Annotated in this window: 24 protein-coding genes; 11 read left to right on the forward strand and 13 right to left on the reverse strand. The window is 57.7% G+C overall.

Annotated features, from left to right (window positions below; genetic code table 11):
- Window positions 1-17: 17 nt before the first annotated feature.
- The 6 genes from lsrG to lsrA are packed head-to-tail and all read right to left on the reverse strand — an operon-like array spanning window position 18 to window position 5,905.
- Window positions 18-317 carry a (4S)-4-hydroxy-5-phosphonooxypentane-2,3-dione isomerase gene (lsrG, locus tag ACL2XG_RS13145; protein ID WP_410012333.1) on the reverse strand — a complete coding sequence of 100 codons (300 nt, stop codon included), beginning with the start codon at window positions 315-317 and terminating at the stop codon, window positions 18-20.
- Window positions 317-1,210: a 3-hydroxy-5-phosphonooxypentane-2,4-dione thiolase gene (lsrF, locus tag ACL2XG_RS13150; RefSeq protein ID WP_410016641.1), complete on the reverse strand. Its 894-nt coding sequence runs from the start codon at window positions 1,208-1,210 to the stop codon at window positions 317-319. Before lsrF ends, lsrG begins: the two co-directional genes overlap by 1 nt.
- Window positions 1,211-1,234: 24 nt before the next feature.
- A complete protein-coding gene (lsrB, locus tag ACL2XG_RS13155) occupies window positions 1,235-2,260 on the reverse strand; it encodes an autoinducer 2 ABC transporter substrate-binding protein LsrB (protein ID WP_410012334.1) in 1,026 nt (341 codons plus the stop codon).
- A 30-nt stretch (window positions 2,261-2,290) separates the two neighbouring features.
- Complete coding sequence (lsrD, locus tag ACL2XG_RS13160; protein ID WP_413722003.1) at window positions 2,291-3,298, reverse strand: autoinducer 2 ABC transporter permease LsrD; 1,008 nt, start codon at window positions 3,296-3,298, stop codon at window positions 2,291-2,293.
- Entirely contained in the window at window positions 3,298-4,371 is a 1,074-nt protein-coding gene (gene lsrC, locus ACL2XG_RS13165; RefSeq protein ID WP_413722002.1) for an autoinducer 2 ABC transporter permease LsrC, read from the reverse strand. The genes lsrD and lsrC overlap by 1 nt, the downstream gene beginning before the upstream one ends.
- Window positions 4,364-5,905, reverse strand: coding sequence for an autoinducer 2 ABC transporter ATP-binding protein LsrA (gene lsrA, locus ACL2XG_RS13170; protein ID WP_413722001.1), 1,542 nt, complete (start codon window positions 5,903-5,905; stop codon window positions 4,364-4,366). Before lsrA ends, lsrC begins: the two co-directional genes overlap by 8 nt.
- A 218-nt stretch (window positions 5,906-6,123) precedes the next feature.
- On the opposite strand from lsrA, the gene lsrR reads away from it, so the two are divergent.
- Together lsrR and lsrK are read left to right on the forward strand one after the other, a co-directional pair.
- A complete protein-coding gene (gene lsrR, locus ACL2XG_RS13175; RefSeq protein WP_410012339.1) occupies window positions 6,124-7,089 on the forward strand; it encodes a transcriptional regulator LsrR in 966 nt (321 codons plus the stop codon).
- A gap of 47 nt (window positions 7,090-7,136) precedes the next feature.
- Window positions 7,137-8,744: an autoinducer-2 kinase gene (gene lsrK, locus ACL2XG_RS13180; protein ID WP_410012340.1), complete on the forward strand. Its 1,608-nt coding sequence runs from the start codon at window positions 7,137-7,139 to the stop codon at window positions 8,742-8,744.
- A gap of 70 nt (window positions 8,745-8,814) precedes the next feature.
- Here the strand turns inward: lsrK and ACL2XG_RS13185 are convergent, their stop codons facing one another.
- A complete protein-coding gene (locus tag ACL2XG_RS13185) occupies window positions 8,815-9,552 on the reverse strand; it encodes a metallophosphoesterase (RefSeq protein ID WP_413722000.1) in 738 nt (245 codons plus the stop codon).
- Between the two features lie 569 nt (window positions 9,553-10,121).
- Here ACL2XG_RS13185 and panE point away from each other — a divergent pair.
- From panE to ACL2XG_RS13210, 5 genes are all read left to right on the forward strand, one after another.
- On the forward strand, window positions 10,122-11,054 hold the full coding sequence (gene panE, locus ACL2XG_RS13190) for a 2-dehydropantoate 2-reductase (RefSeq protein ID WP_413721999.1): 933 nt from the start codon (window positions 10,122-10,124) through the stop codon (window positions 11,052-11,054).
- A gap of 90 nt (window positions 11,055-11,144) precedes the next feature.
- Window positions 11,145-11,714 carry a cytochrome b gene (locus tag ACL2XG_RS13195; protein WP_413721998.1) on the forward strand — a complete coding sequence of 190 codons (570 nt, stop codon included), beginning with the start codon at window positions 11,145-11,147 and terminating at the stop codon, window positions 11,712-11,714.
- A gap of 102 nt (window positions 11,715-11,816) precedes the next feature.
- Window positions 11,817-12,299 carry a tetratricopeptide repeat protein gene (locus ACL2XG_RS13200; protein WP_410016642.1) on the forward strand — a complete coding sequence of 161 codons (483 nt, stop codon included), beginning with the start codon at window positions 11,817-11,819 and terminating at the stop codon, window positions 12,297-12,299.
- Window positions 12,300-12,322: 23 nt separating this feature from the next.
- On the forward strand, window positions 12,323-12,850 hold the full coding sequence (locus ACL2XG_RS13205; protein WP_410016643.1) for a sigma-70 family RNA polymerase sigma factor: 528 nt from the start codon (window positions 12,323-12,325) through the stop codon (window positions 12,848-12,850).
- Window positions 12,850-13,650, forward strand: coding sequence for an anti-sigma factor family protein (locus ACL2XG_RS13210; RefSeq protein WP_413721997.1), 801 nt, complete (start codon window positions 12,850-12,852; stop codon window positions 13,648-13,650). The genes ACL2XG_RS13205 and ACL2XG_RS13210 overlap by 1 nt, the downstream gene beginning before the upstream one ends.
- 125 nt (window positions 13,651-13,775) lie before the next feature.
- On the opposite strand, the gene ACL2XG_RS13215 is transcribed toward ACL2XG_RS13210, so the two are convergent.
- On the reverse strand, window positions 13,776-14,447 hold the full coding sequence (locus ACL2XG_RS13215) for a TetR/AcrR family transcriptional regulator (RefSeq protein WP_410012346.1): 672 nt from the start codon (window positions 14,445-14,447) through the stop codon (window positions 13,776-13,778).
- 506 nt (window positions 14,448-14,953) lie between these two features.
- Between ACL2XG_RS13215 and ACL2XG_RS13220 the strand changes: the two genes are divergently transcribed.
- Window positions 14,954-15,532, forward strand: a complete 579-nt coding sequence (locus ACL2XG_RS13220; protein ID WP_410012347.1) for an Ail/Lom family outer membrane beta-barrel protein — start codon at window positions 14,954-14,956, stop codon at window positions 15,530-15,532.
- A gap of 140 nt (window positions 15,533-15,672) precedes the next feature.
- Here ACL2XG_RS13220 and gntU read toward each other — a convergent pair whose 3' ends face one another.
- Window positions 15,673-17,010, reverse strand: a complete 1,338-nt coding sequence (gene gntU, locus ACL2XG_RS13225) for a gluconate transporter (RefSeq protein ID WP_410012348.1) — start codon at window positions 17,008-17,010, stop codon at window positions 15,673-15,675.
- A 613-nt stretch (window positions 17,011-17,623) separates the two neighbouring features.
- Here gntU and ACL2XG_RS13230 point away from each other — a divergent pair.
- Together ACL2XG_RS13230 and ACL2XG_RS13235 are read left to right on the forward strand one after the other, a co-directional pair.
- Window positions 17,624-18,763, forward strand: coding sequence for a glycosyltransferase family 9 protein (locus tag ACL2XG_RS13230; protein WP_410012349.1), 1,140 nt, complete (start codon window positions 17,624-17,626; stop codon window positions 18,761-18,763).
- On the forward strand, window positions 18,753-19,109 hold the full coding sequence (locus ACL2XG_RS13235) for a DUF1493 family protein (protein WP_410012350.1): 357 nt from the start codon (window positions 18,753-18,755) through the stop codon (window positions 19,107-19,109). The genes ACL2XG_RS13230 and ACL2XG_RS13235 overlap by 11 nt, the downstream gene beginning before the upstream one ends.
- On the opposite strand, the gene ACL2XG_RS13240 is transcribed toward ACL2XG_RS13235, so the two are convergent.
- The 3 genes from ACL2XG_RS13240 to cbpA form a co-directional block, all read right to left on the reverse strand.
- Window positions 19,106-20,119 (reverse strand): glycosyltransferase family 9 protein, encoded by a 1,014-nt coding sequence (locus ACL2XG_RS13240; RefSeq protein WP_410012351.1) that lies wholly within the window; start codon window positions 20,117-20,119, stop codon window positions 19,106-19,108. The genes ACL2XG_RS13235 and ACL2XG_RS13240 overlap by 4 nt on opposite strands.
- Window positions 20,120-20,314: 195 nt before the next feature.
- Window positions 20,315-20,617, reverse strand: a complete 303-nt coding sequence (locus ACL2XG_RS13245) for a chaperone modulator CbpM (protein ID WP_410012353.1) — start codon at window positions 20,615-20,617, stop codon at window positions 20,315-20,317.
- 6 nt (window positions 20,618-20,623) lie between these two features.
- Window positions 20,624-21,562, reverse strand: a complete 939-nt coding sequence (gene cbpA / locus ACL2XG_RS13250; protein WP_410012354.1) for a curved DNA-binding protein — start codon at window positions 21,560-21,562, stop codon at window positions 20,624-20,626.
- 341 nt (window positions 21,563-21,903) lie between these two features.
- Between cbpA and ACL2XG_RS13255 the strand changes: the two genes are divergently transcribed.
- Entirely contained in the window at window positions 21,904-23,334 is a 1,431-nt protein-coding gene (locus ACL2XG_RS13255) for a sugar porter family MFS transporter (protein WP_410012355.1), read from the forward strand.
- Window positions 23,335-23,478: 144 nt separating this feature from the next.
- Here ACL2XG_RS13255 and ACL2XG_RS13260 read toward each other — a convergent pair whose 3' ends face one another.
- On the reverse strand, window positions 23,479-24,402 hold the full coding sequence (locus tag ACL2XG_RS13260) for a carbohydrate ABC transporter permease (protein WP_413721996.1): 924 nt from the start codon (window positions 24,400-24,402) through the stop codon (window positions 23,479-23,481).
- Window positions 24,403-24,407: the final 5 nt, after the last annotated feature.

Consider the following 24,407-nt stretch of genomic DNA (forward strand, 5'->3'; position numbering starts at 1 on the left):
CCGTTTATGCCGGGAGCTTACGCCGTCTCCGGCAGCAGGCCGATAAAGGTGGTCTTCTTGCGCGGTTCGGTCATCAGCGGCGCCAATTGCTCAACGCAGCGCAGGTAGTGCGCGGTTTTTTTATGCGCCGCCACCGCCTGTTCATCGCGATACGCCTCGTAAATATAAAATCGGGTCGGCACCTGCTCGTCCTGCAGCACGTCGAAGCGTAAATTGCCTGGTTCCTGAATCGAACCAAGATGATTTTGCCGGAAAACCGCAATAAAATCGTCTATCTTGTCGGCTTTGACATTGATCTCCACCAGCGTCACATGCATTACCTGCCCCCTTCTATCGGGTGTTGCTCGCTTTTGAACAGCGCATACGCGCGCTCGGCGTTTTCGCCGTGGTGCACCACCGCCTGCACGGCTTTCAGCATCGCCACCGGCGCCTCGGACTGGAAGATATTCCGCCCCATGTCGACCCCGGATGCGCCCTGGTCAATGGCGCGATAGCACATCTCCAGCGCCTCCCGTTCGGGCAGTTTTTTGCCGCCGGCAATGACGATCGGCACCGGACAGCCCGCCGCCACGCGTTCAAAACCGATATCGGTATAATAGGTCTTGATCACCTGCGCGCCGATTTCGGCGGCAATGCGTGTCGCCAGCGAAAAATAGCGCTGATCGCGCGCCATATCCTTTCCCACGCCCGTGACCGCCATGGTCGGCATGCCGTAGCGCGTGCCCTGGTCAATCAGCTGGATAATATTTTTTATCGACTGATGCTCGTATTCGCTGCCTATATACACCTGCGCCGCCATCGCCGCCACGTTCAGGCGCAGCGCATCTTCAATGGATACCGCCACCGCCTCGTTCGACAGTTCACCTAAGATGGAGTTGGCGCCGGACGCGCGCAGCACCACCGGTTTATTTACCGCCGGCGGCACCTGGCTGCGCAGGATGCCGCGCGTGCACATCAGCACGTCGGTATGGGCGAACAGCGGCGCGATGTGCAAATCGATCCGCTCAAGACCGGTGGTCGGCCCCTGGAAATAACCATGGTCGAACGCCAACATTACCGTACGGCCGGATACGGGATTGAAAATCCGCGCCAGGCGCGATTGCATGCCCCAGTCAAGCGCTCCGCTGCCCTTGAGGAAAAACGGCACATTGCGCTGCGCCACGCCGATGCCGAAATCCTTGCCGTCCTTGATATCGTCCAAATCAGCCATAATCATGTCTCCTACGCAGACCGGTTAAAAATCGTATTTATCGATATTGTCTTTATTGAACTGCACGCGTTCGGGCAGCAGGACGATGCCGTTGTTCTTGGCCTCATATTGATATCCCTGCACGCTGTTGGCGGAGACCTCCACCGCGCCCACCTGCGGGATGGTCAGTTTATCGCCGACATTGAGGTCGCCCTTTTGCAGCATTTCATGCGCCACATACACCGCAATCTTGCCCTGCTGTACCACATCCCACAGGCCAAAGGTCTTCACCGTGCCGCGTTGCACATAGGGACGCATGACATTAGGCGTGCTGAAACCGACGATGGTCACGCCCTTACGGCCAAGATTCTCCGCGGCCTGCGCGGCGGCGGGCAGCGCGTTGGCGTCAGGCGCGATAATCGCATCCAGGTCCGGGTAGGCCTTCAGGATACCCTCGGCGGTTTGCAGGGATTTGGTGGCGTCGTTATAGCCGAACTGCGTGGTAACGATAGTCCAGCCGGGATGATCGGCGCTGATTTTGGCCTTTGCCTCTTTGACCCATTGATTTTGATCGGTAACGGTCGGGCTGGAGTAAAAAAACGCCACCTTGGCCTGCTCCCTGGTGATCTGTTTCGCCGCCATATCCACCAGCAGCGAGCCGAGCTGTTTCGGCGTACCCTGGTTGATATACACCGAACGGCACTCCGGTTTGGTATCGGAATCCCAGGTCAGCACCTTTACCCCGCGTTGCATGGCCCGCTTGAGCGCCGGACACAGACCGTCGGGCGACACCGCCGATACGATGATGGCGTTGTAGCCCTGGTTGACAAAATTGTTGATTAACTGTACCTGCCCGGAGACGCTGGGCTCGGTAGGGCCGTCATAGGTAACGTCGACGCCCAGTTCCTTGCCCGCCGCCAGCGCGCCGTTGCCGCCGCTGGTAAAAAAACCCACGCCCACCAGCTTGGGGATAAAGGCGATGCGCTCGGCGGCCTGGGCGGTGGCGAACCCCGCGGCCGCCAGCAGGAACGCGCCCGCCATTGCTCTATTGCGCCAGATACTGTTATCCATGTTCGACTCCATTGATCTCAGAGATAGTCATCATAAGGAAACCCGCGGGCGCAGCCGGCGAGTCAGGAAGCGGGCCAATAGTTCCCGATGCAGGCTGGCGGAGCGGCCGATAACCACCAGGATCAGCAGCGCGCCCGACAGGGCGCTGGAGACCTGGTTGGCGACGCCCGCCATTTGCAGGCCCTGCTGCAAAAAGCCCACCAGCAGGGTCGCCAGCGCGGTGCCGAGGATGGAACCGGAGCCGCCGTAGATATTGGCCCCGCCGAGCACCGCGGCGGTAATCGCCGGCATCAGCAACGCGCCGCCGAGGTCGGACCGGGCGGAGCCGAAATAAGACACCAGCAGTACCGCGGCCACCGCCGACGCCAGGCCGGTCAAGCCATATACCGCGCACAGGGTGCGCCCGACCGGCACCGCGCTATAACGCGCCACGCGCGCGTTTTGGCCGATAACAAAGCAATTGCGGCCGAGCCGCGTGCGGTGCATCAGCAGCCAGAACCCGAGAAGCGTCAGCAGGAACAGCAGCAGCGGCATCGGCAGGCCGCCCGGCGCCAGGTTGGCGAAATCGCTGAAGACCGCGGGAAAACCGCCGATGCCTTCAAACCCGGTGGCGCCCGCCAGGCCTGACAGCAGCAGGGCGCTGCCGCCGAACAGATACAGCGTGCCAAGGGTTATCACCAGCGGATTCACGCCGGTATAAAGAATCAGGGCGGCGTTAAGCAGCCCGCACGCCAGGCCAAGCAGCAGGGTCAAGGGGATCGCCAGGGACAGGGGCACCCCGCCCTGGAACAGGACCCCGAGCGCGATGGCGCACAGTCCGACGGTGGCGGCGAAAGAGATATCAATCCCGCCGCTGACGATGACCATGGTCAGCGGCAGGGCGACGATGCCGATGGCGATAAAATCACTGGTGCTGAACAACAGCATATTGAGATCCAGCATGCGCGGGTTGATGACGCCGAACAGCAGGATTTCCGCTATCAGCAGCACTATCAGCGCGCCTTCCCAGCCATAGCCTTTTAGTTTTGCCGGTTTCATCAGGCCACCCCGCTGTTCTTTTTAGTGGTGCCGGACGCCGCCGCGCGCGCGCCGCCGCCGGGGCGTTTTTTAGCGTCTTTGGCCTTCGCCGTCGGCGCCGGCATAAAACGGGCGTATTTCTGGCGGCGGCGGTTCAACTCCAGCGCCCGGCGCAGGCGGCCGTCGAAAATCAGCACGCCGAGCAGCACCAGGCCGGCGATAAAATCATTCCACCATGCCGGCAGACGCAGCAATACCAGCACGGTGTCGATTTGCGTCAGGAAATAGGCGCCGAGGATGGCGCCTATCACCGTACCGGTGCCGCCCAGCAAACTGATGCCGCCCAGCACGCAGGCGGCGATAGCCTTCATTTCCAGTCCGCTGCCGGTCTGGTTGGGGACAAAACCGATCTGCGAGGCAAACACGATGCCGGCAAGCGATGCCATCGCCCCATTAACGGCAAACGCGGCGATACGGATGGCGTTTACCGGCACGCCTAATTGGCGCGCGCCCTGCAGATTGTCCCCCACCGCATAGAAGTTGCGCCCGAACGCGCTGCGCGAGCATAGCCAGAACAGGCCGGCCAGCAACAGCATGATCACCCAGCCGATGGGCGAGACGCCAAACCAGGACGGATTGGACAAAGACTTTAACCCGGACGGCAGGCCTTCAATCCATTTACCGCCGGTCAGCAACAGCATCAGTCCCCGGTACAGCCCCAGGGTACCAAGCGTGGCGACAATGGCGGGTATCCGGCACCAGGCGACCAGCACACCGTTAAACAGCCCCGCCGCCAGCCCGGTCAAAAGGGTAAACACAATGGCGGTGGCCAGCGGCCAGCCGGCATTGAGCAACAATCCCAGCGTTACCGCGCAAAGACCGGCGATGGACCCCACCGACACATCGATATTGCGCGTCAGCATAACCAGTGCGGCGCCCATCGCCAGCAGCATCAGGATCTGCGCGCTGCTGAAAATCATCAGCAGCGTCTGGAAACCGATATAACCGCGATCAAGCGCCCCCAGCAGCACAAACAGCACCAGGATGGCCAGCAAGGCGGTAAATTCACGGTTATTCTGCAATAGTCTAAGCATCCGCGATCTCCTCATCCGGGGCATGGGAGCCAAAGGCCATGCGCATCATGTGTTCTACGCTTACGCTGCCGCCCGTCATGGGCGCGCTTAATTGCCCCTGATGCATGACAAAGACCCGGTCCGCCAGCAGCGCTATCTCTTCCGGATCCGAGGAAATCAGCAGCAGCGCCACATTCTGCGCCACCACCCCGCGCAGCAGCTGGTAGATATCGGCGCGCGCCGATACGTCGACGCCGCGCGTCGGTTCGTCGACGATCAGCAGACGGGGCTGCGCTTCCAGGCATTTGGCGATCAATAGCTTTTGCTGGTTGCCGCCCGAGAGGGTGCGCGCCGGCTGATCGGGATCGGCATATCTGATGCCCAGCGCGCGATGGTAGCGTTCCAGGGTGGCTTTTTCCCGCCGAGGATGCAGCCACCAGCCGCGGCGGCCGGCGGTCAGCGCGGCGGTATTCCAGTACAGCGGCGCATCCAGGTACAATCCCGACGACTGCCGGTCCTCCGGCAGGTAGACCAGCCCGGCCGCCAGCCGCTGGGCCAGCGTCAGCGATCCGATATCGCGTCCCTCCAGCCGTAGCTGCCCGCCGCGGACCGGGCGCAGGCCATACAGCGTTTCCGCCAGCTCAGTACGCCCGGCGCCCACCACGCCCGCCAGGCCGATGATTTCTCCGGCATTAACCGTGAAAGAGACGTCTTTAAACCCTTCGCCGGTAAGGCCCGACACGTCCAGTACCGGCCCGCGGGCGGCGAAGGTATGGCGTCGTCCCGGCAATTCCAGCCACATCTTCTGCTCCACCGGCAGGCTATCCACACGCGCCACGGGGGCGATCGCCTGGATAAGCGCGTCGGTGGTAAACTCACCGATGGCGCCGCTGAGGGTAATCGCGCCGTCGCGCATAACGCTGACCCGGTCCGCCAGGGCATGGACCTCCGGCAGTTTATGGGAGATAAACACCACCCCCACCCCTTGACCGGACAGGCCGCGCACCTGTTGAAACAAACGTTGGGTTTCCACGGGGGTCAGCGACGCCGTGGGTTCGTCGAGGATCAGGATACGCGCGTCGCGCATCAGGCCGCGCAGGATCTCGACTAACTGCTGGTCGGCCACTTCCAGCGTGCCGGCCGCGGCCTGCAGCGGCAGATCGCAGCCCAGGCGGTGCAACAGCGCCTGCAATTTCCGGCTATCGGCCTGATGGCGCGGCAGGCGGAACAGGATATTCTCCTTAACCGTCATGTTGGGAAACAGCATCGGCTCCTGGGGCACCAGATAGATACCCAACTGATGCGCCCGGGCGGGCGTCAGCGACGGGCAGGGCTCGCCCATGATGCTCAGGGCGCCGCTGTCCGGCGCCACCACGCCGGCGATGATTTTCATCAGCGTCGACTTACCCGCGCCGTTGCCGCCGAGTAAGGCATGCACTTGCCCCGGCATCAGGGTAAAGGCGATATCTTTTAATACCGCCACGCCTGAATAGTGTTTGCTGACGTTATGCACGCTGAGCAACGGCGTGGGTTCCATCGGGGATGGTAGTATCATGCTGCCTCGACGCGTATGAACAAATGAATTTAAAATTCAAAACTGTTCATAATCCTAGTTGGGCCGTTATAATAAAACCGCCAGATCGATCACATTTTGTGCATCACGGGGTTATTAATCGCCGTACCAGATGGCGGAAAGGTCTTTTTGTCGTCTCCATCACAATTTAGCGTTGTGATTAATTGAACAATTGATTTAAATTTTAATAAGTGTTCTATATGAAGAAAAATAATCCGGATCATTTCAACCCAGCGGACAGCAGCATGGCCGAGCAGGAACTGTTAGCGCGTATAGCGTGGTTTTATTATCACGACGGCATGACCCAGGGAGAGATTGGCGAGCAGCTTGGGCTGACCCGCCTCAAGGTGTCGCGTCTGCTGGAAAAAGGCCGCCAGTCGGGCGTCATCCGCGTACAGATTAACTCCCGTTACGAGGGATGCCTGGAGCTGGAAAACCAATTGCTGGAGCGTTTCGATTTGCGCCACGCGCGGGTGTTGCCGGCCTTGCCGCAGCGGGATATGAGCCAACGCATCGGCATCGGCGCCGCCCAGGAGATCATGAAGCAGCTTCAACCGCAGCAACTGCTGGCGGTGGGTTTTGGCGAAACCGCCATGAGCACGCTGCAGCATCTGAGCGGTTTTATCACCTCGCAGCAGATCAGGCTGGTGACCCTTTCCGGCGGGGTCGGTCCCTATATGACCGGCATCGGCCAGTTGGACGCCGCCTGCAGCGTCAGCATTATCCCGGCGCCGCTGCGCGCGTCCTCGGCAAGCGTGGCGGAAATTTTCCGCCAGGAGCGCAGCGTACAGGATGTCATGCTGACCGCCTGCGCCGCGGATATCGCGGTGGTAGGCATCGGTTCGCTAAGCCAGCGGCGCGAGGCCACCATCATGCGTTCCGGTTATATCAGCGAGGGGGAACAGCTGCTGTTCGGACGCAAGGGCGCGGTGGGCGATATTCTTGGCTATTTTATGCAGCGAAACGGCGAATTGACGGCGGCCATGCCAATCCACCAGGAACTGATCGGCATATCGCTGCGGGATTTGGACAATATTCCCTTGGTGATCGGCGTGGCGGGCGGCGTGGAAAAAGCCGAGGCCATCCTGGCGGCGCTGGCGGGCAAACATATCAACGCCCTGGTCACGGAAGAAAGTACGGTGAGGGCCATGCTCGATAGGCTGTAATCCATACCCATAACGCGCCCCGGCGCGGATAAAACAGAGATAAAACCATGACATCACTCTGTAACCCTACGCACAATGACCCCGCCCCCGGCGGCGATTATCTGATGGCGATCGATGCCGGCACCGGCAGCGTGCGGGCGGTAATTTTCGATACCGCAGGCAATCAGGTGGCCGTGAGCCAGGCTGAATGGCGGCACGTCTCCGACCCCGCCATCCCAGGGTCCATGGACTTTGATCTGGACAACAACTGGCAGCTGGCCTGCGGATGCATACGCCAGGCGCTGCAACGCGCCGGGCTTCCTCCCCTGGCGATTCGGGCGGTGGCCGCCTGCTCCATGCGCGAAGGCATCGTGCTCTATGATCGCCACGGCAAGCCCATCTGGGCCTGCGCCAACGTCGATGCCCGCGCCAGCCGCGAAGTGGCCGAGCTGAAAGAACTGCACGATTATTGTTTTGAGCGCGAGGTGTATGAGTATTCCGGGCAAACCCTGGCGCTAAGCGCCATGCCGCGCCTGTTGTGGCTGGCGCACCACCGGCCGGACGTGTATCGCCGGGCGGCGACGCTGACCATGATAAGCGACTGGCTGGCCTATATGCTTTCCGGGGAACTGGCGGTCGATCCCTCGAACGCCGGCACCACCGGCATGCTGAGTCTCTCCAGCCGCGACTGGCAACGCAGCCTGCTGGATATGGCCGGCCTGCGCGCCGACATGCTCTCGCCGGTGCGCGAGACCGGCACCCTATTGGGCGAGGTCACGCGCCTGGCCGCGCATGCCTGCGGACTGGCGGCGGGCACCCCGGTCGTCATGGGCGGCGGCGATGTACAGCTCGGCAGCCTGGGATTAGGCATCGTGCAGCCGGGACAAACCGCGGTGCTGGGCGGCACCTTTTGGCAGCAGGTGGTTAACCTGCCCGCGCCGATGACCGATCCGGATATGAACATCCGCATCAATCCCCATGTCATCCCCGGCATGACGCAGGCCGAGTGCATCAGCTTTTTTACCGGGCTTACCATGCGCTGGTTTCGCGACGCTTTTTGCAGCGAGGAAAAATCCATCGCCGCGCGCATGGGCGTGGACACCTATAGCCTGCTGGAGGAAATGGCGGCCCGCGTACCGGTGGGATCCCATGGCATCATGCCGATATTTTCCGACGCCATGCATTTTAAATCCTGGTATCACGCCGCCCCCTCGTTTATCAATTTGTCCATCGATCCCGATCGCTGCAATAAACAGACGCTGTTCCGCGCCCTGGAAGAAAACGCGGCCATCGTTTGTGCCTGCAATCTGGAGCAGATCGCCCGCTTCTCAGGCGTACAGGCGCCCTCCTTGGTTTTCGCCGGCGGCGGATCCAAAGGTAAGTTATGGTGCCAGATCCTCAGCGACGTTACCGGCCTGATGGTTAAAGTACCCGAGGTCAAGGAAGCCACGGCGCTGGGCTGCGCCATCGCCGCCGGGGTGGGCGCCGGCATCTATCCGGCGCTGGCCGAAACCGGCGAGCGCCTGGTGCGCTGGGAGCGTGAATACCAGCCCGACATGGAAAACCATCAGCGCTACCAGGAAATGAAAATCAATTGGCAGGCGGTGTACGCCGACCAGCTGGGCCTGGTGGATCATGGCCTGACCACCTCGATGTGGAAAGCGCCCGGGCTGTAAACGGCGGGGAGTGCCGGCCGCGTTGCAGGGATGGCAACGGTATGGCGCAGGTTATATCTCTTAACGGCAGTCATATAAAAAAGGTTGTGGCCTGATAGGTTGCGCCGAACTCCAGGATGTTGAACCCGCGCTTATTTTCCGTGAGTAGTGTTCTGGCGCCGTCTTGCCATTGAAACGAGGTCGCCGGGCATACGCTTATCATGCAATTATTTTGTATTTCCTGATATTCTGTATGCGCATGGCCGCAGCACAGCGCCTTGATTTCATCGTGAGCCTGACAGAGGGCGATAATGTCTTCGCCGTTAAGCAGCATGCAATCATCGACCAAAGGTATACCTACGGCAACGGGGTGATGATGCATAAATAATGCGATATTATTTTTTTCACCGCCGGCGATTTTCCTGCGCAATGTCTCCTGCGCCTGCGCGGACAGGAAACCGCTGTCCTGGTTATTTTGTACGGTGTCGACGCAGATAAATTGCCAATCGTCGCATAACAACGCCTCTATCTTGCCGACGTTTTTTTCCGCGCCGAATACCGCAGCCAGATTTATTGCGTTATCATGATTACCACCCAAATAATAAATCGGCAGACTCAGCCTTTTCATCTGTTGCAGCGCGAGCCGATAAGACGCGTGAGAACCGTCATCAGAGATATCACCGGTAACCAGCAGTGCTTCGCATGCAAAATTATGATGGTCAATAATAACGTCTATCACCGAGGTTAACCCCTCATAGGTATTATAGCCATGGATCGTCGCGCCAGGCGTTGAACGCAGGTGGCTGTCGGTGATCTGGATGATTTTCATTTCTTATCTCCGCTAATATTAATTCATATAACATTATCAAAACTTTTGAATACTATCTTATCGATGACATTATTATCGGATCGAATGACGGGTCATCCATCATGCGCCGATTAACAGGTCGGCCGGCACTTTTACCGCCAAGCGTCAACATATACGATTCAATAATCTATTAAGAATGGCATAATATATTTTATTTTAAAATCATATTATTAAATTCATTATAATTGAATAAAATGACATTTTCATGACCAGACCGGATCAAACAGCAGGTGGCGAAAATAATCCCGCGGTAATTGCTGCCGCAATATAAATCCCGGCCTGACGCTGGCTATTGAGACTGAATAGCGTGGATTATCACGGTAGTATTTTTCATAATCAACCGCTAGAAAGATATTTTCTTAACGCCATGCATTGCGTTTAGATTAACGTATCCTGTCCGCTCCCTGGCGCAGGCCCCATCCCAGACCGGGTTATGCGATGCCTGGGATGTCCGCGCGCTGAGTTGCATCCTCACCCATTTCTGGCGGATGATGGGGTTCTTCACTATTTAACAATAAGAAGGGAATACTATGCGGATCTTAGTTGTCGGCGCAGGCGCTACCGGAGGTTATTTTGGCGGCAGGCTGGCCCAGGCCGGACGCGACGTGACTTTTTTGGTGCGCGGCAAGCGTGCCGATGCGCTGCGCCATCACGGCCTGCGGTTAGTCACTCCCACAGGCGAGACGTCATTGCAACCGCAGCTGATAACCGCGGCGCAAATCAACCGCCCCTTTGACGCCATCCTGTTAACGGTAAAAGCCTTCGGCCTGGAAGCGGCGCTTAACGATATTGCCCCGGCGGTGGGCGCCGATACGATTATCATGCCGATACTCAACGGCATGAAGCATCTGGAGATCCTCATCGACCGCTTCGGCGGGCAGGCGGTTATCGGCGGGTTGTGCAAAATAGCCGCCACCCTTGACGAACAGGGACGGGTCGTGCAATTAAGCCCGCTGCATGAATTCACCTACGGCGAACTGGACGGCTCGCTGTCCGATCGCATCAGCCGGCTTGATGCGCTGTTCAAGGATGCGGGTTTTACCTCCCGGTTATCCACCACCATCATCAACGATATGTGGGAAAAATGGCTGCTGCTGGCAAGCCTCGGCGCCATTACCTGCCTGATGCGCGGCAATATCGGCCAGGTGGCCGCGGCCCCGGGCGGGGAACAGTTCGCCCGCGCGATGATAAACGAGATACTGACGGTGATAACCTCGGCGGGCTATCAGCGGCGCGAAGACTATATCGCGCATACCACCGCGTTATTGACTCAGAAAAATTCAGCGCAAACCTCGTCCATGTACCGGGATATGAACCAGGGTTACCAGGTGGAGGCGGAGCAGGTGCTGGGCGATCTGGTGGCAATAGGCCAGCGCGCCGGGCTCGCCACTCCCCTGCTTTGCGCCGCCTATACCCATCTGGCGGTCTATCAGCGCGGCCGGGAGCACGCCGTAGCGTCATAGGCCGGTGAGAAAAATAATTTATAAAAAGCGAATAAATTGCCACGATGAGGTGTTTACTCTGTATTCCAACCAGGCAATCAGGATACAGGTATGTCAACCACACCTTCCGCATCGGAAAAAACGCCCTCGCGACGCTATGATAAATGGACCATCACGTTGCATTGGGCAACGGCGTTAATCGTTATTTTTCTTTTTGCCAGCTCGCAGATATGGGAGCAACTGGAGCGCGGTACGCCCTGGCGTAAAGGGCTCCAGTCGCTGCACATCTCCTTCGGTATCATGCTCGCCGCTCTGATTGTCGCCCGGCTTATCTGGCGGGGTACGGCCGGGAAACGATTACCCGCCGCCTCGTCGTCATTATGGCTGCACCGTATCGCCAAGCTGACCCATTGGGCGCTATACCTGCTGCTGATCGGGCAGGTTACCCTGGGCTTTCTGTTCCGGTGGGCTCAGGGCGAACCTTTTCTGTTTTTCGGCCTGTTTCCTGTTCCTGATATTTTCAGCGTCGATCCCATGCTGCGCCGTACGTTCGGCATGCTGCATTTCTATACCGCGTGGACCATTATCATCCTTGCGGGCCTGCATGCCTGCGCGGCGTTATTCCATCACTACGTTCTGCGCGACGATACGCTGAAAAGAATGTTCCCGCCGGCAGAATAACGTCCGGATATCCGCCCCTTAACCACCGGAGTACCAACCATGACTTACGCAGCGACTGTAAGGGTATTAAAAAACCGCGTCCTGCCGCTGGCGGGCGGCGTCATGCTGCTGCTGTCCGGCGCGGCGAACGCCATGGGCGACAGTTCGGCCACGACGCCCACCTGTCCCAAGGGACAGATCTACGATTCACGCACCAAAAGCTGCATGGTGGATAAAGGCGGCATGCTATCCGACGCCGATCGCGCCCGGTATGCCTATTCCCTGGCCAAGGCCGGGCGTTATGACGAGGCGCTGGGAGTATTGAATACCCTCAGGCAGCCCAATACCGCCCAGGCCTGGAATTATCGCGGTTACGCCACCCGCAAGCTGGGGCGCACCGACGAGGGCATCGGGTATTATCAGAAATCGATCGCCCTCGATCCGCATTATGCCCAGGTACGCGAATATCTTGGCGAAGCCTATATGATCAAGGGACGTCCGGACCTGGCCAGGGAACAGCTGGCCACGATCAAGACCCTGTGCGGTACCGGATGCGAGGAATATCGCGATCTGGCGGCGGCCATTGACGGCCACCCCGAGCTGTAGGCAGCGCATCCGGCAGTGAGAGGATAAGTGTGAAAGCAGACGAGATCAGAGGCGAACTGGAGCACCATCTGGCGCGCCTTTGGCGCTACGGCATGGTGTTATCGCGCAAACCGGATATCGCCGATGATTTGGTGCAGGCGACCTGCGTGCGCGCCCTGGAGCGTGCGGGGCAGTTTACCGCCGGCACCACCCTGGATCGCTGGCTGTTCACGATTCTGCACTCAATATGGGTCAATGAGATCAGGTCACGGTTAATCCGCCAGGGCCAGGGATTTGTTGATATCGATGGCGCCGATGTTCCAACCGACGACCATAGCGCGGTGAATGCTATTTGGGCGAATCAAGTCATGGCGCGGGTCAACCGGTTGCCGGAGGCGCAGCGCAATGCGGTATTCCTGGTTTATGTGGAAGGTTTTACCTATCAGGAAGCGGCACATACCTTGTCCGTACCTATCGGCACTATTATGAGCCGACTGGCGACCGCCCGGCAACGGTTGGCAAACGACACCGCCGTCGCGTCAGGACGGATCGTGGCAGAGGGGGATTTTTAATGACACAACAACACCCGGCTCCGCCGTTTTCCGATGAAACCCTGGTGGCTTACCTGGATAATGAAATCAGCGCGGAACAACGCCGTCAGATAGAGGAGCAGGTCAGCCGGGACCCACGGCTGGCGGCGCGTCTGGCCCATCTGGATTCCGCCAGCCTGCCGTTTGGCGCGGCTTATGCCGGCCTGCTGGAACAGGCGCCGGTGGCCCGCTTAAAGGCCGGGCTGGCAACGCTGTACGCCGGGTCTTCACCATTGCCGGCGTCGTCTGCGCGCGGGAATGGCGTCAGCCGGCGCCAGCTGATCGCGGCGGCGATAGCGTGCCTGGCGGTGGGCGGCGTGGCCGGACGGCTGTCGGCGGGGCTGGGAGAAGGCGAAGCGCCCGAGGGCAACTGGCGCGGCCTGGTTGCGCAGTATATGTCGCTTTATACCAATGAAACCTTTGCCGACATGCCCGAATCCATGGCGCTGCAACACCGGCAGCTGCGCACTATCGGCGCCAAGCTGGGCCTGGCGCTTGAGCCTTCACGCCTGTCCCTGCCGGGGATAGAGCTGAAGTTTGCCCGGATGCTGCGTTACGATAGCCAGCCCATTGCGCAAATCGCCTATCTGGACCCTAGCCATGGCCCACTGGCGTTCTGTATTACCACGGCCGATCGCGCGGTTAACCGCGGCGCGCAAAGCGAAGTCCGCCTGGAGATGAACGTGGTGTACTGGAGCGCGCAAAAGCACCATTTTATGCTGATCGGCCATAATCCGGCGGCGGAAATGCGTACGCTGGCGCAAAAATTAATGCTGGGGTAATCAGTGGTATCACGCAGGCAGCCGTGTAAAACGGACCAGCGCACGGCGGGGGATGTACACGCCCCCTGGCCGGCGCGCCAAGGGTGGGGGGCCAGGCTGCGCCGACGGGCCGCCGGGGGTAAAAGTCAGGCTTCGACGGCGGCAAGCAGCCTGAAGTCCGCGCCGATGCGGATTAATTCCGGCCAGACCGCCATAAGCGTGGAAACGATACTGTCCAAATCTTCCTGGGTTGCGCCGTCCCGGGCCTGGACCGACATGCCTTGCAGCGTGCAGGCCAGATATTTCGCCAACGCCGGGATGTTGGTGCCGGCGGGCAGTTCGTCCTGGGCCTGGCGGGCCAGCAGGAATTCCCGCAGCGTATTTTCCTGCAAATGGTGGCGCGTGCGCAGCAATTCGGCGACATCTTCCGAGGAGGCGGACAACGCCGCCGACGTGCAGATGATAAAGCACCCTGAAGGCAGGCTCTTATCGGTAAAGGTGGCCGCCGCGGCGCGGAAAAAACCTTCCACGGCTTCGGTGATGGAACTGCCGGGGCGTGTCAGCAAGGCTTTGCCTTTCTCGGCGAATTTGCTGACGTAGCGTTCCACCGCCGCGCGAAACAACCCTTCTTTATTACCGAACTCGGCATACAGCGTCGGCGCCTTGGCGCCGGTGGCCTCGACCAAATCGGCCATTGAGGTGGCTTCATAACCATGCCGCCAGAACATTTCCAGCGCCTTGTCCAAAGCGATGTCGCGGTCAAACTGCTTAGGGCGTCCACGACCCTTCTTCAGACATGCTGCTTGTTCAATGCTCATGACATCCTCTCTGGCCCAAACTGCGGTGATTGAATAATTAATGGCCATTATAAAAAATCGCGACGCCAGTGTCGAGGTGGTTTTCAGATTTTGTCAAGGCTGTTGCGCCAGGGACATCCCGGCGCGAGGACCGCTTTCGACAGCGGAGAGCGGCAATGACGGTCGAAGGCGGATGCCAGGTCCTCTCAACCGCGGCCGGGGCATGGAATATAATGCACAGACGTCATCTTTTTTTTAATTCAGGCAATAGAGGTTAATCATAAAAATAATATAATTTTATGGCAACATCCTCTCTTGTTACATAAATTACTTAATACTTTAATCAGCAATTTTATGAACATGCATTACCAAGAAGTTCAATTTAACCCGGTGATTTTTATTTATTCTTTCTCAGTGTAATGTTTCGTTTAAAATTCTCGACATCAAACACGTTATTATACTCACGCGTTATAACACTATTGAACAATTGCATATATTTAATTTATAAATTAATTAAGGATGAGATAATGAAAAAAATATGCCTTGCGCTGGCCGCTTGCGCGACCCTGGGAACCAGTTTTGCCGCCGCCGCTAACGAACATACCCTGTCTTTGGGGTATGCGCAGAGTAAAATTTTAGACTCCCGTCCCAAAGGCGCGAATCTCAAGTATCGTTATGAAGGGGAGAGTCCGGTCGGTATTATTACTTCCATGACGTTTATGGGCTCCAATGATTCTTACTCCGCATTTGATCCTAAACAGAACTATCGCACCGGCGAAGAAAAAGAAAAATTCCGTTATCTGTCTCTTGCCGCCGGCCCGGCTTTCCGATTCAATGAATTTATCAGTATTTATGGCCTGGCTGGGGTTAACTTTAATAAATTGGACTATAACCGCAAGGCTTATGATAAAACAGGAAAGGTAATAAGAGAAAACCAGGCTAACTATAAAAATACGTCCCTGATGTATGGAGCCGGTGTGCAGTTTAACCCCACTTCAAACCTGACGCTGGACGTGGGATATGAAGGCTCCCATTTCAAAGCCAGCGATAATCATAAATCACTGGCAATCAATGGGTTTAACGCGGGCGTGGGTTATCGCTTCTGATTAGCGCTGCCCGCCGACGGCAAGAATGATTGCCGGCGGCGGGCAGATGTCTTATCCGGACAGTGTGATTCACGCCCGTCTACGCGGTGGCTATCGGCATCCTCTTGAGCGGCTATGGACGCAAAGCCGCGTGGAGGGAATCATAGCAAGGCAAAGGCAATCATGCCCACCACCGCGCCGGTGGTGCCGAGAATGGTTTCCATAACCGTCCAGGTCTTTAACGTTTGCAGTTCGGTGGCGCCGGTCAGCTTGCCGAACAGCCAGAAGCCGGCATCGTTGACGTGACTGCAGACAATGGAGCCGCCGCCGATGCATACCGACAGCGCCGCCATCTGCGCGCCGCTGAATCCCAGCGGCGCGACCACCGGCATAATCAGGCCGACGGTGGTCAGGCAGGCAACGGTGGCGGACCCCTGGATAATGCGGATAGCGGCGGCCAGCACAAAGCAGGCCACGGCAATCGGCAGTCCGGTGCTGATCAGGGCATTGCCCAGCGCCGGCCCTACGCCGGAATCCACCAATACCTGTTTGAATACCCCGCCGGCGCCGGTCACCAGCAGGATGATGCCCGCCGGCTGCAACGCCGCCGAGCAAATCTCCATCACCTTATCCTTGCTCATGCCCTGGCGATAAGCCAGACCGTAGATGGCCACCAGGCAGGCGAGCAGGATGGCGATAAACGGGTGACCGACCAGTTCCATCCAGCGATACATGGTTCCGCCCTGGGCCACAAAGCGCACGCCGATGGTTTTCAACCCCACCAGGATCAGCGGAAACAGCACCAGCGAGACGCTAAAACCAAACGACGGCAGCTCGCCCGTTTTCAGCTGCGGTTCAGCGACATCCGCCGGCACCGGGATAAAAACAGACTTGCTGATAAAGCTGCCGAATACCGGACCGGCCAACAGCATGCCCGGGATTGCCGCCATCAGGCCGATGGCAATCATCCAGCCAAAATCCGCGTGCATCTGCGAGGCGAGCAGCATTGGCGTCGGACCAGGCAGCAAAAATGCCGCCGCCGCCGCGACGCCGGCAAATAACGGCACCAATAACTTAACCAAATTACCGTCGGTACGGCGGGCGACGGCAAAAACCACGCCAATCAGCAGCATGACCGCCACTTCAAAAAACAGCGGCAACGCGCAAATTAATCCCACGATGCCCATAGCCAAAAAGGCGCGGCTTTCGCCAAAGCACTTCACCATTTTACCGGCGATTTGATCCAGCGCGCCGGTCTCATGCAAAACCTTGCCAAACATCGACCCCAGAGCGACGACGATGGCCAGGAAGCCCAGCGTCCCGCCCATGCCCGCCTGCATGGTATCGGCAATTTTTTCCAGCGGCATTCCGGAGAAGATACCTGTGCCCACGGAAACCAACAGCAGGGCGACAAACGCGTGCATACGCGCTTTCATCACCAGGAACAGCAGGATAAGCACCGACCCGATGGCGGTGATAATCAATGTTAAGGTACTCATATTGCCTTATCCGCCATACCGGTCATGGCGCCGCCGGTCCTGACGGTAGTTCTTTTTTGTGCGATCACGCGCTGACTCCTAAAGAAAAAATGTTACCGGTAACAATAGTCCTTCCTGACTATAAAAAAGGCAAGAACTTAGAAGCAGATCACACTAAAAGTGTGATGTACCTCCAAAAAATGGGGTTATATCACATTTTTTTTGTAACGAATGTTGCTTTGCCCCAGACCGGGTCGAGTCACAGGGTGAATAAATAACTCACGGGTAGATTATGTAATGTTACTCATGGATTTAAGCAGATATTATTGCAAGATATGCCAAACCCTATTTAATTTATGACAGAGTTACTATTAAAATTAAAATTAATTGAACTTACCAAAATAAAAACCCTCCAAGGACAAGCTCATGGAGCATTTGGTATAAACGCCATTTAAGTAACATATAAAATTATTTAATTTAACTTGGCGATAAAAATGGCATACCCTGTTCTTCTGGCCGCTCCGTTTTGCCATCAGCATTTACGAATTTAACGATTTCCTGGCAATAATAGCGAATATTTTTTGGCCAGGTTATGTTATTATGCCTTTAATTCTCTTATTAATAAAATAACGCTATGAAAAGAAATAAGATCAATATTATCAACAAGATACTCTCTTGCTACACTTTTTTTAGCGGCTATAAAAAAGGCCGGGCGGACGAGTGCAACAATAATGACATTAGTTGTATTGTCATCTATTCCACTACTGCGCTAGGCGATTTAATTCTTAATACCCCTGCAATTCATGCGCTCAGGAAAAAATTCCCCCATGCCAGGCTGGTGCTGGTGTCCAGCCCGAAAAATAAGGAACTGGTACATAACAGCGCGCTGTTTGACGAGGTCATATACTGGAACAATAAGTTCAATAATATTATCTATTTTATCTATAAATTACGTCGCCTGCGTCCGCAATTGGCGGTGATCCTGCACTCCTATTTTCCTTACGATATCCTAAGCGTGGTACTGGCCGGATGCCGTTACATCTTTCGCGATCATTACGGCAGCGAAAGCCCGGCGCTCAACCCCTGGCTCACCGCCTACTCGCAAAAATTCGAGGGACATACCGTGCAACGCAAGCTGAATCTGCTGCAACCCCTGGGATGCGATACGACCGCGGTGCGGATGGCGATTCCAGTGGTCATCCCGCATCAGGCAAAACCCCTGGATAGGGTTCGCGTCGGCTTCCAGCTTGGCGCCTCGCGGGATTTCAGGCGCTGGCCGCCGGCGAGCTTCGCCGCGTTAAGCCGCAAACTGATGGATCAGGATTCAACGCTTGACGTGGTGCTTATCGGCGGCAAGAACGAGTTATCCCTGGTCGATGACTTTATGGCCCTGATACCGGCTGATAACCGGCGCCGGGTAATTTCACTGGTGGGTAAAACCAGCCTGCTGGAACTTGCCGCCGCGATAACCACTTTTGATACGCTGGTAACCGGCGATACCGGGCCACTGCATCTGGCGATTGCGCAGCAGGTGCGGACCGTAAGCTTGTTCGTGACCGCCAATCCCTTGTATACCGGGCCCTACCAGGACCAGCACCTGCACCATGTGTTTTATAAACCGCTGCACACGCTGGCGCCGGACCTGGCCAACAGCCCGTTCCCGATGACGGCCATTACCGTCGATGAAGTTTTTGCCGCCGTGCGCCGAAGTTACCGCCGCGGCCAGGACAACACGCCGGATCTGGCAATGAGCGAATACCATTATGGAACCTGATTTGCGCCAGCAGGTATTCGATTTTATCAGCCCGTTTCGCCAGCCCGATATCTGGGGCCGGAGCAAGCCCCTGTGCCCGGCCTTTTCCCTGCGCGAGGATCTGAATTTATCCCAAGACGAATTCGATCACCTGATGAACGACTTTTTTCTGCTTTTTCAGGTCGACGCCAGCCACTACGACCATTTGGCCTATTTCCCGGAAAACAACCGCCCGATCCCCATCAGGATAATGCAGCATTTGGGCCTGAGCATCGGTGCTGCGCCGCCAGACGGTCCGCGGCCATTAACCCTGGCGATGCTGGTCTCGGCCGCCCGCGCCGGCAGATGGCCGCGGCAGGAAAACTAGCGCGCTTCCGGCCTGAGCCCGCGCAACGCCTGATACACCCGTTCGGGTGTCAGAGACGCCACATTGTTATCCTCTGCCAGCAAAACCGTATGCGGCACCCGCCAGGGGGCCCAGCATATCGGATCGCTGTCGCCGAATAACGCGACAATGCCTTTGCCCAATCCGGCCGCGATATGCATCGCCCCGCCGTCGCTGGTCACCACGCTGTCGCACAGCTGCATGGCCGCCGTCAGCTCATCCAGCGATCGGGTGGCGATAGGGATCAAACCAGGTAAACGGCAGGCGGCCACAATGCGCGCAGCCAACGCGTCATCACCCGGATGCGTGGGATTATCCGCCGCGCCCGGCGACCAGAGCAGGATGATCCTGCCGGGACCGGCGGCGGCGATGAGCCTTGCCAAGGCGACAAAATGAGCCTCGGGCCAGCGCTGCAGAATTCTGCGGGCGCTGATTTGCAGCCCGATGACCGGCTGGCCGGGCTCGATGCCGTAACGTGCCGACAGCGCGTCGACCGCGGCCGGATCGGCGTTAAGCACCAGGGGTCCGGCGGGCGAGCGTAGCCCCAGGGGGGCCAGCATACGGTGAAATCGCTGCACCAGATGTTCCCGGCTCTCTGGCGGCGGCGTGACCAAATCGGTAATCATCGGATGGGAAAGTTCGCCCAGGGCCAGGATCCTGGCGGCCCCCGACAATGTGCCCCATTTTAATACCCGCCGGTCCCAGCGACTTTTGGCAATCACGGCAATATCGTAATGCGTACGGCGGATAAGCCACATGATTTTTATCCGGCGCAGGAGAATACCGAGACGGGATGCGCCCGCGCCGCGATGGTGGCTTTTCTGATAGACGTAGATATTGCCGATATCGGGATTGCGCGCCAGCACCCCGGCATTGTAGCTGTTTGCCAGGACATCGACCTGGTAGCCGCCTTCCCTGGCCAGGGCGCGGATGAGCGGAGTGGTCAACAACGTATCGCCGATATTATCCCGACATACCACCAAGGCTCTCATGGCGTTGCTCCGCTGATAGAATTAACAGTCAGGTTAAAACCCCACCGGGCCACATAAGGATGGTTTATGACCGGTTATAGGACACCGGCGAATTAGACACGTTCAACCATTTGAAGATAAATGATAAGGCAATAAATGATATCAGCCCTGGACCAGGGCTGAAAGAGTGGGGTAACCGGCCGGGTCGCCGGCCAATTATTTCATCAGAAAGCGGTCCAGGCGCTGATGCAAACGCCGGTTCTCCGTTCTTAAGCGGGAGATTTCGTCAAGCAGGTTCACCGCCAGCGCAATGCCCGCCCAGTCCAGCTCCAAATCCTGGCGCAGGCGCTGCGCCCGCTTAAGCTCCCGCAACGCCGCCGGCTCGAAACGCCAGTCGTCGGTTGAGTTATCCTGCGGGGCAATAATGCCCAACGCCACCACTTCTAACAGTTCGTCCCGGGAAATACTGGCTGTTTGGCAAATTTCCGTGATTTCCAGGGTAACCCTGACATCGGTCATGGCCTTTTACTCCCATTCCGCACGAGGATTAAACGCACATTGCGCGGCGAGCTGCGTCCACAGGTCACGGGCCCGATCGTCGGCCTGCGGCGGCATCACCACTTTAATCAAAGCATATAAATCGCCGGTTCCCTGCTTATTCACCAGGCCCTTGCCCTTGACGCGCAGGTGCTGGCCGGTCTGGCTGTTGGCCGGCACGGTAAGGGTAATCTTGCCGGTGAGCGTGGGCACCGTGACTTTAGCGCCAAGCGCCGCTTCCCAAGGGGCCAGGGGCAAAGTGACCAGCAGGTTGTTGCCGTCGATGTCAAATAACGGATGCGGGGCGATGCGGATAACCAAATAAAGGTCGCCATTGTCGCCGCCGTTGCTGCCCGCGGGCCCTTGTCCTTTGATGCGGATGCGATCGCCGTCGCTGACGCCGGCGGGGATCTTCACCTTCAGCGTTTTGCCGATCGGCGCGCCCTGCCGCCCGCGCTCAACCGGGGCCGACAGTTGATAACTGATGGTGCGCTGGTGCTCCTCAAGGGTTTCCTCCAGGAATACCGCCACCTCAATTTCAGCATCCTGGCCGCGCCTGGGCGCGCGGGCGCGCTGTCCGCCACGGGCCTGGCCGCCGAACACCGATTCAAAAAAATCGGAATAGTCACGCGGCTCGAAATCGTTTTGCGCCTGGCCGCCGGCGCGCCCGCCGGGCTGCCAGCCGGGGGGTGCCTCGAAGCGCCCGCCCTGACCATATTTACGCAGTTCATCGTATTCGGCGCGACGGGCGCTGTCCTTGAGCACCTCATAGGCTTCGGCGATATCTTTGAATTTAGCTTCGGCATTGGGCTCGGTGCTGACGTCGGGATGATATTTACGCGCCAGCCGGCGATACGCGGTTTTGATCGTTTTAATATCGGCCGTGGGTTCGACACCCAGAGCGGCATAATAATCTTTAAAATCCATACAGCCCTACCGCCATATTTGATGTAGTGAATTGCGGCGTTTAAACCCACCGCTGACGGAAATACCTGCAATTTGATTAACTTTAGCACTTCGGCCAGTGCATTAAAAGTCTGTCCGGTCGCCGGCGCGCGGCATAAAAAAAGCGGGCAATCGTAAAGCTGTTTTATCCATTTTGTAGGGATTAACCAGCTGATAAATGTGATACACCTATCACAAATACCAGATAAGTAGCAGGACTCTCTATATCTTTAGCCGACCAAGTCTCACGCTGAAGGGCAATGGGTTCCATGTTAAGCACCTGTCCGGCTGACCGCCGTTGTTATGCTTTGTATGGAGACTTCATGTCACACTCTGGCGAATACCCCTCCCCGGCCGCCGCTACCGGCATTCCGTTGGCCGGTAACGCGCGCTTTATGAATGCGTTTATCTCCTTCTCCGCCGCCATGGCCGGCCTGTTGTTCGGGCTGGATATCGGCGTGATTGCCGGCGCCCTGCCGCTTATCGCCGAGCATTTTTCCCTGAGCAATCAATTGCAGGAGTGGATAGTCAGCAGCATGATGCTGGGCGCGGCGATCGGGGCGCTGGCCAACGGCTGGTTCTCTTCCCGTCTGGGACGCAAATACAGCCTGATGATCGGCGCCGTGCTGTTTATCTTCGGCTCTGTTGGCTCGGCGCTGGCCCAGTCGGCGGAAATCCTGTTGCTCAGCCGTGTGCTGCTGGGTTTTGCCATCGGCATCGCGTCCTATACCGCGCCGCTTTATTTGTCCGAAATGGCCACTGAATCCATACGCGGCAAGCTTATCGCCATGTATCAGCTGATGGTGACCCTGGGCATATTGCTGGCCTTTTTGTCCGATACCGCCTTTAGCGCTAGCGGCAACTGGCGCGCCATGCTGGGCGTGCTGTGCATCCCGGCGATCGTCTTGCTGGCGGCGGTGTTTTTTCTGCCCAACAGTCCCCGCTGGCTGGCATCCAAGGGACGGCATATCGAAGCGGAACAGGTACTGCGGATGCTGCGCGACACCTCGGAAAAGGCGCGGCAAGAGCTCAATGATATCCGTGAAAGCCTGAAGCTCAAGCAAAACGGCTGGGCATTATTCAAGTCCAACGGCAATGTGCGCCGGGCGGTGTTTCTCGGCATGTTGTTGCAGGCAATGCAGCAATTTACCGGTATGAATATCATCATGTATTACGCGCCGAAAATTTTCAGCCTGGCGGGATTCACCACCACCCGCCAACAAATGATCGCGACGGTTATCGTCGGTCTGACGTTTGTGCTGGCGACGTTTATCGCCATCGGCATGGTGGACAAGGCGGGGCGCAAGCCGGCGCTGAAAATCGGCTTTAGCGTCATCGCCGTCGGCACGCTGCTGCTGGGGGTTTGCCTGCAATTGATCGATAGCGGCAATCATTCCGCCGGCATTTCCTATCTGGCGGTGGGCATGACCATGATGTGCATCGCCGGTTACGCCATGAGCGCCGCGCCGGTGGTCTGGATCCTGTGTTCTGAAATCCAGCCGCTGAAAAGCCGCGACTTCGGCATTACCTGTTCCACCACCACCAACTGGGTCGCCAATATGATTATCGGCGCCACCTTCCTGACCCTGATGGGACATATTGGCGCCGCCGCCACGTTCTGGCTCTACAGCGCGCTTAATGTGGTCTTTGTGGTGATCACCTTTATCCTGATACCGGAAACCAAAAATATGTCGCTGGAAAAAATAGAGCACAACCTGCTGGCGGGTAAAAAGCTGCGGCATATCGGCCAGTAGCGGCTAATAGCGGCTAATATACCGCTATCGTCAGTCGTTGCCGGCGCCAATACCGATATTAGCCGCCACCTGCCTTCATACGTGCCGGGCGCCAATCCCCTGGGCTGGCGTAACGTTATCAGGAACAGCGGGTTGCCCCGGCGATTAACGACGCCGCTCCAGCATGGCGAAAAAGATGACCGTCATGGCGAGCACAATGAGCAGCAATACCAGTGCAGCGGCCGAGCCTTCGTTAATCGACAGGCCGAGGAAGGCCCGACGGTAGGCAAAAAAACTCAGTACCTCGGTGGCGGTACCGGGGCCGCCGCGGGTCAGCACATAAGGCAAATCATAGGTTCGCAGCTCGTTAATCAGCTGGATGACCACGGCGATGGCCGCCACCGGGCGCAGCATCGGCAAGGTAATATACCAAAATTGCTGCCATTGCCTGGCGCCGTCCATTTCGGCGGCCTCGTAAGGTTCACGTGGCAGCGCGGCAAGACCGGCCGCCAGGATCAGCACCACAAAAGACATTTGCTGCCAGACATCAATAAACGCCATGCTCCAGAACGCCAGGGTCGGATTGCCCAACCAGTCCATGCGCGGTAGTCCCCAGGACTCGAACACATGGTTGATAATACCCAGGTTGGGCTGCAGCAACATACGCCAAATCAGCGCAACGCATACCGGCGACATCGCCATCGGGATGGTCAGCAACGCGAAATAAAGCGGCCGGGTCCTGACCACCCGGTTAAGCATCAGAGAAATGCCCAGCCCCGCCAAAAACTCGCCGGTGACGGTAATCAGCGAATATTTAATAGTCAACCAGGCAGCCGCCCAAAATGCCCCATCGTTCAGCACGGCGACAAAGTTGTCGATGCCGGCAAACGGCGCCAGGGCAGGCCGCATCAGGGTAAAGGAAGAGAAAGCCAGGGCGACGGCATACAGCACAGGGAAACCCAGCACGATAGCCAATGCGGTCAAACCCGGTGAGGCAAACGCCCAGCCGGTCAGGCGAAACCGGTCAAACCCGACGCGGTCGGGTTTTGTCTGTCGCAGGGAAGCTGCGGAGGTTTTAGATAGCATCATCAATG

Origin of the sequence: Sodalis sp. RH24, assembly GCF_047324145.1 — a bacterium.
Taxonomy (GTDB): domain Bacteria; phylum Pseudomonadota; class Gammaproteobacteria; order Enterobacterales; family Enterobacteriaceae; genus Acerihabitans.

Bases quoted from the DNA above. Each gene is read 5' to 3' on its own strand.
- ACL2XG_RS13195 (WP_413721998.1), top strand. From the start codon at position 11,145: ATGTCAACCACACCTTCCGCATCGGAAAAAACGCCCTCGCGACGCTAT.
- ACL2XG_RS13260 (WP_413721996.1), bottom strand. From the start codon at position 24,402: ATGATGCTATCTAAAACCTCCGCAGCTTCCCTGCGACAGACAAAACCC.
- lsrA (WP_413722001.1), bottom strand. From the start codon at position 5,905: ATGATACTACCATCCCCGATGGAACCCACGCCGTTGCTCAGCGTGCAT.
- lsrB (WP_410012334.1), bottom strand. From the start codon at position 2,260: ATGGATAACAGTATCTGGCGCAATAGAGCAATGGCGGGCGCGTTCCTG.
- lsrK (WP_410012340.1), top strand. From the start codon at position 7,137: ATGACATCACTCTGTAACCCTACGCACAATGACCCCGCCCCCGGCGGC.
- panE (WP_413721999.1), top strand. From the start codon at position 10,122: ATGCGGATCTTAGTTGTCGGCGCAGGCGCTACCGGAGGTTATTTTGGC.
- ACL2XG_RS13215 (WP_410012346.1), bottom strand. From the start codon at position 14,447: ATGAGCATTGAACAAGCAGCATGTCTGAAGAAGGGTCGTGGACGCCCT.
- ACL2XG_RS13255 (WP_410012355.1), top strand. From the start codon at position 21,904: ATGTCACACTCTGGCGAATACCCCTCCCCGGCCGCCGCTACCGGCATT.
- ACL2XG_RS13210 (WP_413721997.1), top strand. From the start codon at position 12,850: ATGACACAACAACACCCGGCTCCGCCGTTTTCCGATGAAACCCTGGTG.
- lsrC (WP_413722002.1), bottom strand. From the start codon at position 4,371: ATGCTTAGACTATTGCAGAATAACCGTGAATTTACCGCCTTGCTGGCC.
- ACL2XG_RS13200 (WP_410016642.1), top strand. From the start codon at position 11,817: ATGCTGCTGCTGTCCGGCGCGGCGAACGCCATGGGCGACAGTTCGGCC.
- ACL2XG_RS13245 (WP_410012353.1), bottom strand. From the start codon at position 20,617: ATGACCGATGTCAGGGTTACCCTGGAAATCACGGAAATTTGCCAAACA.
- cbpA (WP_410012354.1), bottom strand. From the start codon at position 21,562: ATGGATTTTAAAGATTATTATGCCGCTCTGGGTGTCGAACCCACGGCC.
- lsrG (WP_410012333.1), bottom strand. From the start codon at position 317: ATGCATGTGACGCTGGTGGAGATCAATGTCAAAGCCGACAAGATAGAC.
- gntU (WP_410012348.1), bottom strand. From the start codon at position 17,010: ATGAGTACCTTAACATTGATTATCACCGCCATCGGGTCGGTGCTTATC.
- ACL2XG_RS13240 (WP_410012351.1), bottom strand. From the start codon at position 20,119: ATGAGAGCCTTGGTGGTATGTCGGGATAATATCGGCGATACGTTGTTG.
- ACL2XG_RS13220 (WP_410012347.1), top strand. From the start codon at position 14,954: ATGAAAAAAATATGCCTTGCGCTGGCCGCTTGCGCGACCCTGGGAACC.
- lsrR (WP_410012339.1), top strand. From the start codon at position 6,124: ATGAAGAAAAATAATCCGGATCATTTCAACCCAGCGGACAGCAGCATG.
- lsrF (WP_410016641.1), bottom strand. From the start codon at position 1,210: ATGGCTGATTTGGACGATATCAAGGACGGCAAGGATTTCGGCATCGGC.
- ACL2XG_RS13185 (WP_413722000.1), bottom strand. From the start codon at position 9,552: ATGAAAATCATCCAGATCACCGACAGCCACCTGCGTTCAACGCCTGGC.
- ACL2XG_RS13235 (WP_410012350.1), top strand. From the start codon at position 18,753: ATGGAACCTGATTTGCGCCAGCAGGTATTCGATTTTATCAGCCCGTTT.
- ACL2XG_RS13230 (WP_410012349.1), top strand. From the start codon at position 17,624: ATGAAAAGAAATAAGATCAATATTATCAACAAGATACTCTCTTGCTAC.
- lsrD (WP_413722003.1), bottom strand. From the start codon at position 3,298: ATGAAACCGGCAAAACTAAAAGGCTATGGCTGGGAAGGCGCGCTGATA.